At 40.5% G+C, this 10,017-nt stretch carries 12 protein-coding genes; 7 read left to right on the forward strand and 5 right to left on the reverse strand.

Translation table 11 applies throughout. The features are described 5' to 3' along the window. Window positions 1-10: 10 nt before the first annotated feature. Together H6G08_RS29895 and H6G08_RS29900 are read left to right on the forward strand one after the other, a co-directional pair. Window positions 11-511, forward strand: coding sequence for a hypothetical protein (locus H6G08_RS29895; RefSeq protein WP_190549729.1), 501 nt, complete (start codon window positions 11-13; stop codon window positions 509-511). A gap of 345 nt (window positions 512-856) precedes the next feature. Further along, a complete protein-coding gene (locus tag H6G08_RS29900; protein ID WP_190549731.1) occupies window positions 857-1,258 on the forward strand; it encodes a BON domain-containing protein in 402 nt (133 codons plus the stop codon). 211 nt (window positions 1,259-1,469) lie between these two features. On the opposite strand, the gene H6G08_RS29905 is transcribed toward H6G08_RS29900, so the two are convergent. Continuing rightward, the gene (locus tag H6G08_RS29905) at window positions 1,470-1,877 is read right to left on the reverse strand and encodes a hypothetical protein (RefSeq protein ID WP_190549733.1); all 408 of its coding nucleotides are present in this window, start codon (window positions 1,875-1,877) and stop codon (window positions 1,470-1,472) included. A gap of 214 nt (window positions 1,878-2,091) precedes the next feature. Beyond that, on the reverse strand, window positions 2,092-2,586 hold the full coding sequence (locus H6G08_RS29910; protein ID WP_190549735.1) for a GNAT family N-acetyltransferase: 495 nt from the start codon (window positions 2,584-2,586) through the stop codon (window positions 2,092-2,094). Window positions 2,587-3,085: 499 nt separating this feature from the next. On the opposite strand from H6G08_RS29910, the gene H6G08_RS29915 reads away from it, so the two are divergent. Further along, window positions 3,086-3,397: a hypothetical protein gene (locus H6G08_RS29915; RefSeq protein WP_199322792.1), complete on the forward strand. Its 312-nt coding sequence runs from the start codon at window positions 3,086-3,088 to the stop codon at window positions 3,395-3,397. A 384-nt stretch (window positions 3,398-3,781) separates the two neighbouring features. Here H6G08_RS29915 and H6G08_RS29920 read toward each other — a convergent pair whose 3' ends face one another. Both H6G08_RS29920 and dinB read right to left on the reverse strand, forming a co-directional pair. Continuing rightward, window positions 3,782-4,555 (reverse strand): MGMT family protein, encoded by a 774-nt coding sequence (locus H6G08_RS29920; protein WP_190549736.1) that lies wholly within the window; start codon window positions 4,553-4,555, stop codon window positions 3,782-3,784. Window positions 4,556-4,611: 56 nt separating this feature from the next. Continuing rightward, window positions 4,612-5,697, reverse strand: coding sequence for a DNA polymerase IV (gene dinB, locus H6G08_RS29925; RefSeq protein ID WP_190549746.1), 1,086 nt, complete (start codon window positions 5,695-5,697; stop codon window positions 4,612-4,614). A 603-nt stretch (window positions 5,698-6,300) separates the two neighbouring features. Here dinB and H6G08_RS29930 point away from each other — a divergent pair. The 3 genes from H6G08_RS29930 (at window position 6,301) to H6G08_RS29940 (ending at window position 8,584) form a co-directional block, all read left to right on the forward strand. Next, window positions 6,301-7,656, forward strand: coding sequence for an FAD-dependent oxidoreductase (locus tag H6G08_RS29930; RefSeq protein ID WP_190549748.1), 1,356 nt, complete (start codon window positions 6,301-6,303; stop codon window positions 7,654-7,656). A 19-nt stretch (window positions 7,657-7,675) separates the two neighbouring features. Beyond that, on the forward strand, window positions 7,676-7,834 hold the full coding sequence (locus H6G08_RS29935) for a cold-shock protein (RefSeq protein WP_190549764.1): 159 nt from the start codon (window positions 7,676-7,678) through the stop codon (window positions 7,832-7,834). A gap of 477 nt (window positions 7,835-8,311) precedes the next feature. Next, window positions 8,312-8,584 (forward strand): hypothetical protein, encoded by a 273-nt coding sequence (locus tag H6G08_RS29940; protein WP_190549750.1) that lies wholly within the window; start codon window positions 8,312-8,314, stop codon window positions 8,582-8,584. Between the two features lie 104 nt (window positions 8,585-8,688). On the opposite strand, the gene H6G08_RS29945 is transcribed toward H6G08_RS29940, so the two are convergent. Then, on the reverse strand, window positions 8,689-9,213 hold the full coding sequence (locus H6G08_RS29945) for a plasmid pRiA4b ORF-3 family protein (protein ID WP_190549752.1): 525 nt from the start codon (window positions 9,211-9,213) through the stop codon (window positions 8,689-8,691). A 336-nt stretch (window positions 9,214-9,549) separates the two neighbouring features. Between H6G08_RS29945 and H6G08_RS29950 the strand changes: the two genes are divergently transcribed. Then, window positions 9,550-9,804, forward strand: coding sequence for a hypothetical protein (locus H6G08_RS29950; protein ID WP_190549754.1), 255 nt, complete (start codon window positions 9,550-9,552; stop codon window positions 9,802-9,804). Window positions 9,805-10,017: the final 213 nt, after the last annotated feature.

Below are 10,017 nucleotides of genomic sequence, written 5' to 3' on the forward strand. Positions count from 1 at the left end.
TGGCTTGTAGATGAACGTAAACGCTTTACCCATCGATCCGAGCGATCGCTATATTTTTCTGTTGGATTTGTGGGATGAACCTTGGACAGATGAGAATGCAGAAGTTATTCGATATGCACTCTTTCACGATCCAGAACCTTCGATTTGTTCTTTGTGTCCTCAAATTCTCAGTTCTTGGGGCGATCGTAGCTGTGACACCCGCAATGCTTTTTTGCGCTATGTTGAAGCACCATTAGATTTTCGGGTGCTGAATGAGGTACTAACAGCGAGTGGTGCGTTGGGCTTTGGAGACGATGAAATGGTAAATGCGATCGCAACTCATATTTGCAGTACCGAATACTGTGTCCCGTTAAATGTCATTGATGCCCTAAATCAATTAAATAACCCGACTCCAACCGTTCTAGATGCCTTGGAAAGGGCGACGACGATTCCCAACAACTACTATGCGGATGAAATGATTCGCCGTACTGCTGCGGAAACCTTAAGCAAGTTGAGGGAGAAATATCGCTAACAAGTTTATGCTTTTTCATTGAAAATGGTCAGACAACCTTGAATTGATGTATTTGTATGAAAATTTTCATCTATTTGGCTTATTATTGCCTTGGTACTGCTTTTTGCTGTATTGATCGCGTTCTGCATATGTTTTAGATCCGTGGGAATCAAAGGTTAATATAAAACCCTTTCTTTTAGTAGAAGTTATCAACAGTAATGACAGTTATCTTGAAAGAAATACTCGCTAATCACAAATGAAGCTTAATTCATTGCCCTATTTCTGTAAGAATTTACGGTTTGGAAACCAAAAAATCAACAGCCAAGCGAGTAGAAAGATATAAACTACGGTAACTAGGTAAGACTCATGAGTTGGCTAAAAAGAGTTTGTGAACAAGAAACAAGCAGCCTACTAAAAACAAGGGACGCTGGGCAATCGGAGACGAGTATGAGTCCTGGGCTGACTGGTAAATACGATCAAGCTCGACGCGAGAAGGCTGGAGAGCATCAACCTCCTCCACCTCCTGAATATATGGGACTTGAGGGTGAATACGATCAACTAGGCTTAGCTAAGCGTGTGGCTGAGGCTTTCGAGCAAGCACCACATATCGATGAAATTGAAACTCTACAAATCTGTCAAGATGGTAATACTATTGTCCTCAAGGGTTCTGTGTCAAGCCAGGACATCCTAAATGCTCTCGAAGATGTAGCCGCCAAAGTAGATGGCACTAAAGGAGTAGACACTACCGAGGTGACAATCGCCGCCTAAGCTTTTGCGATGATCGTTCAAGTTTTTGTCATTAAGAAATACAAGAGTTTTCTCTAAAAGACTGTCAAGAAACAACTTTTACAATCTTGCTAGTAGTTAGTTTCAATCTCTATGAGGGATTTAAGTTAGTTGCAACTTGAGCAATTGTTTTGGCTGATTAATTCTGAGTGATGTAGCGATTGCTAAGAAAAACTCGTTGAATTTGATGATTTTAATCCATATAGCTAGTGGGCATTTGCGTTTCAACAGCGTTCTCTGAAATTGGACGGCTACCATCTATTTCTAGAGTATCTTGAACTTGAAAATTATTCTTAGCAATCGGACGTTGACCGTCTATATCGAGAATTTCTTCCACCTCTAAATCATTAGGATCAATTGGACGTTTGCCATCTACTGTTAACATCTCATGCTCTGAAAAATCACTCTTAGCAATCGGGCGTTGACCATCTATATCAATTGTTTTTTCTGAATAATTTTCAGCCTTGGCAATTGGACGCTGCCCATCTATATTCAAAGTTTCCTTAATTTCAATATTACTGGGATCAACTGGGCGCTGCCCATCTATATTAATTGTTTTAGGCGTTTGTGCCAAGTCACTAGATGATGATTCTGAAGGCATAAATTTTAGTATCTTCTAATCGAAAGATATGTTTTTCAAAAAACTTTAATGAGATGATTAATTACTTTAGTGAATTAAAATTTAAAAATCTTCTACCATAAAAGATAATATATCTCTAACTTAGGATTGATTAAATATCTTTCTAAAAGTGCATTTCGATGAATAATTCAGCACCAGGAGCGGAGCCGGAGACGCTCCGCCAAGGCCTCAGAAGTCAGAATTTCTTTTCAAGATAGTGAACTTCAAGATCATCTTCCCGTTGCCCTAAATCAATCCATCCATGCTTGAGATAAAATCTCATTGCCACTCGATTCGTAGGACTGACGTTCAAGCGAGCTGAGTGACAACCCAGACGCTTGAAAAAATCAGATGCGTGTTGATCTAACTGCTGACCAAAACCCTGACCTCGAAACTCTGGAGTCAGGTAAAACAAATTGACGTAGCCAACGCTTGAATCGTGTTGACAACGCATCATCTCAATTTGCCCAATAATTTGCTCTTGTTTCCAAACATGTACACAACTGTTCGGGATTTGTGTCATTCGCTGTCTGAGCCACTGCAAATATTTCTCAGATCCGCTTCCATCCTCTTTATAGAACCGAGCGGCTGAACCAAAGCTGCAAATGAAAGAGTCTGCTCTGAACTGAACGCATAAATTTTGATCCCGCTCTAGGTTGATCGGTTTGAACTCAAGCTTAGAAGATTGCAATGTTGTTTCTCCTGGCTAGATTTGTGCGTTGTTTCGGCAACTAACTGACTGTAACGTCGTCTTTGCCAACATTACTAAAAATTTGAACTCAAAATAATAATTTAACTTGCTCGCTTTTTTAGTGATGCTTTATCCGAGCAAATGCATCACTTGGGTCAGTTTTATCTAAATAGAATACATTCGCCAGAAACCAGAATTCAGTATAAATTCTGTGCGAGTAGCGGATGAATTGCAGGGGTCTAATACCCCTGCAATTCTTGAAGATTTAGCTGTCTACAATTACTGGCATGTCTGAATCCCCCATTAATTCTGAATTCTGAATTCTTCTTTAACATCTTTTCTAAGTTACTGTAAAATTGAAGGCTAATTTCATCAGTTATGCTTTTTAGCCGATGAAAATACTCAATGAATGTGAAAATATGGTAAACATTCGAGCCGAAATAGTCAGGCTAGACCGTCAACTTGTTGCACTAATTAGTTAGCGTTTATAAGTCACCCTATGTCACATGAACAAGAGCCAGACTTTTATTTATCTATTCAAGAGAACCTAAAACAGCTTTCTGCTCAATTGGGGTCTCCTTTGGACGAAACATCAGTCATGCAAATATATCAAAATGCATCCGAACTACTGAGCCACCTTTCCCCATCACCCCTGACTTTTGCCCGTGTTGCAGGAACACTACTGGTTTACCAACTCCAAAACACAGAACCCGAAGAAATAAAGTGGTTCAATACCCAAGTAAAACAATGTTTGGATGAAGAAGAAGTTGAGGAATTGATTGAATCCATCTATCGCACTGATACTTTGTAATTGCTCCGTCAATGAAATGTATCTTTTAGACTAGAAAATAGTTTGATCAACAATTGTTGTTAACAAAACAATGAAAATCTTCAGGTTGGTTGTATCTGCTTTGTTATTACTCAGCTCACCTGCTATGGCAGTTGAATAAAAAGGGTATTCCATTGATGGTCAAAAGCTGCCTGCTAGAGCCTATTATTATGCGATTGGTGGAGTCTACAACGTTCAGGTCTGCCATAGTAGCTGTTGTACTTCACTGCTTAACTGACTGTGGCAAAGTACCAGAGGTTTTACGGTTAGAGCATTTGATTACCGCTGCTATCATTACTAGAGAAAGCGGAAGTTCAGCTTAAATGATTTTCAATGTTCACAGTTAACCGTCAAAATCGATATTTTTCACATTGTTATATTGTTATATAGATATTTATCAACCTCTACAAAATAGGTATAAGGTTCGCTGTCTAAACCCGAATTATATAAAATTTCAATATTTTCGGACTCTAATTTAGATTTTTGATTATTTATATATCTAATTAATTGACCTTGAGAATTTAATATTCTGTGGATTGGATAATCATCAGAAGATGTTTTTTTAAGATATATCGGCAGCGCTCGCAGATAACTGTTATCTACACCAATTGCTGCAATTATCTGTTTGTAAGTTACTACTTTGCCTAATGGTACTTTAACTATAAAGTCTAGAAAGCGTTCATAAGGTTGTTCAGATAATGCTGGAAATTTATGAGCCTGAATCCGAAAATTATTGCCGACACGAATTCTACCTGAATTGATAACTACACCTAAAATACCTCTTTTAGCTTGAATAGTTTTTAAGGAATCAACTAAATAGGCTATGCGCTTACAAGGTTCACAATGGAAAGTTAAACGAATCCCTGCACCACTCTCAAAATTTATCAGAGCACCAGGAGTAAAAGTTGCAGAATCAACCCCTGCTATAACTAGATTTTCTCTTAATTCTCCTGGGGAAATTGCTAATTCTCTAATATCTTCATACCTCACAACTAAAATTTGTCTAGGGCTGATAGGATTAGCATTAATATCTCCTTCTATACCATAACCTACTTTTAAGTTGAGTTCTTCTACTTCATGCATGACTGAACCATGCTGATGCTTAATAAAAAGATGTTTAATTGAACTTTTGCTAGACATATAGAATTTGGACGCGCAGCGCCCAACCTTGGGTAACAATTTCCGATCAAGTATTATTAATATATGAAATTTGTATTGTTAAACAAAGGTAATTGAATTACTTCAAATGTTTTGTGATTATCCAGATTGGACAATGAAATTCCTAACAACCTGATCCTACGGTTTTCCAATTCAATTGAATCAAATAAGACGAGTGCAGTTTCAAAAATTATATCTCCTTTGTTAATGGCTGACAAAAGAGTTTTACTGCGTGTGATTTGATGGTAATCAGAGAACTTGACTTTCAATGTCAGGGTGCGTCCCCCATCTGAGTGCTGTTGCAAGCGTTGCTCCACAATTTGAGCAATTTGTTCGAGTTCCTGTAGCATCTGATGCCGCTCGCTTAAATCCCAAGTAAAAGAAGTTTCTGCACCAATCGACTTGCGAACTCGATTCGGCTCAACGGAGCCGTCATCCTCTGCTCTGGCAATTTTGTAGTAATGATGCCCCACCTTACCAAAATGTTGTGTTAGTTCCCAAAGCGAACGCGCCTTTAAATCTGCACCAGTATGAATGCCCAGAGCGTGCATTTTCGCTGCCGTTACCTCTCCTATGCCGTGTAACTTCTCAATTGCTAACCCTTCTACAAAGGCGATCGCATCCTCAGGTAAAATCACCGTGAGTCCATTGGGTTTGTTTTGCCCCGATGCCATCTTTGCCAAGAACTTGTTAATTGACACACCTGCTGTTGCCGTTAAGTGAGTTTGCTCTAGTATTGCGGCTTTGATGTACCTAGCAATAGTCGAAGCGTAGCTGATGTTTTGCTTATTCTTAGTTACGTCTAAATAAGCTTCATCTAAGGCTACACCTTCTACTAAATCGGTGTAACGTTTAAATATGTCGTGGATTTGCTGTGAAATTTCTCGGTAAACTTCAAATCTTGGTTTAACAAAGATTAGTCCAGGACAAAGAGCGATCGCAACCACTGAAGGCATCGCTGAGTGAATGCCAAAAGCTCTAGCTTCGTAACTAGCGGCGGCTACCACACCGCGTTGATTGGGACTGCCACCAACTACTAATGGTTTTCCTCGGTAGCTGGGATGATCCCGTTGCTCTACTGATGCGTAAAAGGCATCCATGTCAACATGAATAATCTTCCTCATCCATTTACTGACCGAAAAAACATAGATTTACGGCGAAATATGCTTTTTTATTGAACAGAATTCAGGAGTCAGAAGTCAGAATACAGGAAAGGTATTCTGTGCGAGTGGCTGATGAATAACCGGGTTTAAGACCCCCACCAAATCTACGATTTGGTGGTCTTCTCCCAAGGGGAGACGCACTCGTGTTCAATCAGTCGCGGGTCTGAATCCCCGACTTATTGATTCTGACGGATGTATTCTGACTCCTGAATTCTTCTTCAACCAAAATTTTGCTCCTCAAGCGCTTTGTGTTTTGCATACCTTGTTTGCAGAAGTTCAATCCTATGGTACTAACTTTATAGTACATAGGCACTATATCAGCCAGAAGAGATGCCTAAAATCATGTGCTAGGTATATTACATGTACTTTCACTTAGTTTTAAAATTAACTGGCAGTAGGGGAAGAGCCTCTGTGCCCTCAGAGATTGTATGCTCGCTGTGACTATTGTTCAAGATTTTATTAGTTCTGTAGATAGTATTTGACCGTAAACTGGGGGTGAGTGCGTAGCCGCAAGGCGGCTTGTCGTAGACATCGCTGTTGCTCAAGAATGAGGGGGGTGTAGAGATGGAAACCGCAGATTTAATCGTCATTGGTAGCGGACAAGGTGGCATTCCTTTAGCCACAGATTTTGCCAAAGCGGGACACAAAGTTGTACTTTTTGAACGAGATGCGTTAGGTGGCAGTTGCGTTAACTATGGATGTACTCCTTCTAAAGCGTTTTTAGCAGCTGCCCATGCCGCAGGACGCGCCCGTCAGGCTGCTAAACTGGGGATTAACACTCAGGTTCAGGTTGACTTTCCTAGAGTGATGGAGCGAGTTAGAGGTATTCGCGCTCGCTTTAATCAAGGAGTTCGTCAGCGTTTAGAGAATGCCAGAGTGCAAGTAGTTTGCGCTGAAGCCTCGTTCACTGGAGAACGCATCGTCACAAGCAAAGATGTCACCGTTCAAGCACCACTGATTGTCATCAATACTGGTACATCTTCAGCGATCCCAGATATACCTGGTTTAGCCGGAACTCCCTATCTCACCAATCGCAACTTCTTTGATTTAAAGGAACTACCGAAGCGATTATTAGTGATAGGTGCAGGTTATATTGGGCTGGAATTAGGACAAGGTTTAGCTCGTTTAGGAAGTGAAACTCATCTGATTGTGCGCGGCGATCGCGTGTTGGCACAAGAAGAAGCAGATGTTAGTCAAACCTTGGCAGCAGCATTACAGCTTGATGGCATTTCTGTGCATTTTCAGGTCAATGTAGAACAAGTTGACTACAACAATAATATATTTACGCTCACCCTGAGTAACGGCGAAAGCCTTGCGGGTGAGGCTTTAATGGTGGTGATTGGGCGCAAACCCAACACGGATGCATTGAATGTTGCCGCCGCAGGGGTAGAACTGGATAAAAAAGGCTTTATCAAAATCAATGACCAATTTCAGACAACAACTCAAGGAATTTACGCCATCGGCGATGCAGCAGGACAACCAGCCTTTACCCATGTTTCTTGGGAAGATTACCGTCGCTTAAAAGCCATTTTATGTGGAGAACAACGCACCCGCAGCGATCGCGTTCTCGGTTATGCCGTGTACACAGAACCACAAGTCGGACGAGTTGGGATGACGCTAGAGCAAGCAACCAAGCAAGGCATTAACGCCCGTGCTGTTACCCTACCAATAGATCAAATTGCTCGTGGGATTGAATGGGGACATGACTTAGGGTTTTACCGGATGGTAATCGATCGCGATACCAACAAAATCTTAGGCGCAACCCTGGTTGGCTATGAAACAGCAGAACTAGTGCATGTATTTTTATCACTGATGGAAGCGGATGCAACTTGGCAGGTGTTAGAACAATCGGTGCATATCCATCCAACCTACGGTGAGGCATTACCCAGTCTGGCACGACTCCTGATTGAAGACGATTGACTTCAAAACAGGTAATGGCATGATTGCTACAGATGAGGGTGGAGATGATGTGTTCTTCAACTTTACTGCCATTCCTGGAGAGGGATATCGCACCCTGGGTGCAGGTACGCTCGTACAGTTTGAAATTGTTTCCAATCCGTTTGGAATAACTGCTCGCAATGTCCAGCGTGTAAAATGAACTACTTACGCATATAAAATATTTAGCACATTAATCTGGGAGATATTGCTGAAGTTTGGCGACGGGTAGTTTAATTGCTTCGTGACTATTTGGATGTGACAGCGATCGCTGGTACAATCCATTACCGAGATAGTAGTAGTACATATTACCCAGCTATGCCTGTAGATAAGTCGCTCCCAGTAAATCTTCATCTCCAGCTTAGTTTCGCTAGGTGGACAACGTAAGTGTTCAACCGCAGATTTTACAGATGACGTAATACTTGCGCGAGCACAGTTACAATCACTAACAGTACTCTATGAGCGTAATTGCACTCTGCTTTTGATCTGTTAATCATGAATTGCTCCCTTCAACAGACCGAACAGATTAGCTTGTTTTCACTACTTGTGAAGGAATGTCCAATCACTCACCATAGATGAGACGCACAATTTTTAGCTACATCTGTTTTTCTGCTATCAAGCTTTTGGCACCGAGATCAACATGAAACCTATCAAAAAACCGGAACTACTGATTGTCAAAAAGTCTGTTACTTCACAGCCAGCAATTGAGGAAGTTGCGCCTATCGAGACAGTCTCTGCTGATGAACCTATCATTGACCAGCAGCCAGATTTGGAGGTAGAAAGCCAATCAAGAGAATCTCTTCACATCTACGCTCCAGTGCAAAACTATCCAGTTCTCCAGTCTGTGGGCAATACTGGTTGGCAGGTTTCTGACATCTGGCGAGATTTACGTGTTGATAATTTTTGTGATTGATATCTTCTCTATGGTTACTTGCAACAACTATTGTACTTTTGTATAGTTGCAATATAGGACTAGTTTTGATTTCTAAAACAACTCCGTACATTTGAACAGACATACTAATCAAAATCCGCGTATTGAGGAGGGCTAACTCCAATGCGCTTGCTAATTCTGGGATATTTGCCCGCAGGGGCCTTGTCTAAGATTTTTGTGACGTTAATCTGGTGCCACCAATCATCCCCAAAATCGAACCAGTAACCAAAAGCCTCATCAATTGATAAGCCCACTTCAGCAATTGAAGTACTAGAAACATCGCCTGTAGGCGTTGGTGTCAAACCGGAACTGGAAAATGCTTGTTTCAAACCGTACCTTCTGGCATTTGGATCTTGCGGGCCATTTCCGCCAATTTGAAATTCATACATATGCTCTTCTTCGCGGTCGAATGCCTTGAAGATGATTTTATGAAGCTCCTCCAAAGTATTGCTGCCTTTAATCTCAATGGTTCGAGACACCTCTGGATTATCAGCAATAAATTCTTCGGTCATTGGGCCGTCAATTATAAATACATCCAGCACATATAGCCCGTTCGCAGAAGAGTTAACCACTTTTTTGGAAACGTTTTCTGATTTCTTAGTTTTAGCCATAATCTCCTGAGTGATGCTGATGGGAGCATTTTTGTCAAGCAATCTTACTAGAGAGCCTCTCTAAATAATAGTTTTTAACAAGTACACTTAAACAAGTAGACTTTGCGTTGCTGCTAATAGGGGAAATGAGAGGATACTATCATTATTGAGCAAACTGCTGGGATTTTTCACTCTTTTACTGTATCCTAGTTAATCCGAGTTAAATTTTTCCCGCTATACCTCATAAAATATTCTTATGGATTTGTCTGAAGATTTTTAAATCACAACTTTAGTCGCTTTGTTAATCTATGTAAAAATTGTCATTGCCTAAAATTTAGAAAATCTAAATAGAGCCAGATGAGACTAATCAAAAAATCTGAAAAACTCCTCCTCAACAAGATAAAGGGTATGGAGGAAATAGAAGAAACAAACATTCAAGACGATATTATTGATGCGCCAGAATCGATAGCACTGGAAAACCAAATACTGGATGTAGAAAGTCGAGAACCTAATTATATCCCTTTGCGAGATAATCCTGTAGTCCAATCAGTTGGCAATACAGGCTGGCAGGTTTCTGAAATTTGGAAAGATATTAGATTGGATAATTTCTAGTGATTGCTATTAAGCACACGATAATCAGCCACATTGACGCTTCAGGAAAATTTTCCACAAGCTTCTACTATTATATTAGTTTATAGAACTATTTCGACTACTGCAATCTAACTTGAAAATCAAACTTTGGCTAAAACCCAACAAGAGTATGTGGCTGAAGTCGTTGGATGGCGACAGCCAAAATTCAAACATTGATTAAGGGGTTTAAATTGC

This window comes from Calothrix anomala FACHB-343 (assembly GCF_014696435.1).
Lineage (GTDB): Bacteria > Cyanobacteriota > Cyanobacteriia > Cyanobacteriales > Nostocaceae > Aulosira > Aulosira anomala_A.

Coding starts and splice junctions, on each gene's coding strand:
- H6G08_RS29895 (WP_190549729.1), top strand. CDS start 11: ATGAACGTAAACGCTTTACCCATCGATCCGAGCGATCGCTATATTTTT.
- H6G08_RS29900 (WP_190549731.1), top strand. CDS start 857: ATGAGTTGGCTAAAAAGAGTTTGTGAACAAGAAACAAGCAGCCTACTA.
- H6G08_RS29905 (WP_190549733.1), bottom strand. CDS start 1,877: ATGCCTTCAGAATCATCATCTAGTGACTTGGCACAAACGCCTAAAACA.
- H6G08_RS29915 (WP_199322792.1), top strand. CDS start 3,086: ATGTCACATGAACAAGAGCCAGACTTTTATTTATCTATTCAAGAGAAC.
- H6G08_RS29920 (WP_190549736.1), bottom strand. CDS start 4,555: ATGTCTAGCAAAAGTTCAATTAAACATCTTTTTATTAAGCATCAGCAT.
- dinB (WP_190549746.1), bottom strand. CDS start 5,697: ATGAGGAAGATTATTCATGTTGACATGGATGCCTTTTACGCATCAGTA.
- H6G08_RS29930 (WP_190549748.1), top strand. CDS start 6,301: ATGGAAACCGCAGATTTAATCGTCATTGGTAGCGGACAAGGTGGCATT.
- H6G08_RS29935 (WP_190549764.1), top strand. CDS start 7,676: ATGATTGCTACAGATGAGGGTGGAGATGATGTGTTCTTCAACTTTACT.
- H6G08_RS29940 (WP_190549750.1), top strand. CDS start 8,312: ATGAAACCTATCAAAAAACCGGAACTACTGATTGTCAAAAAGTCTGTT.
- H6G08_RS29945 (WP_190549752.1), bottom strand. CDS start 9,213: ATGGCTAAAACTAAGAAATCAGAAAACGTTTCCAAAAAAGTGGTTAAC.
- H6G08_RS29950 (WP_190549754.1), top strand. CDS start 9,550: ATGAGACTAATCAAAAAATCTGAAAAACTCCTCCTCAACAAGATAAAG.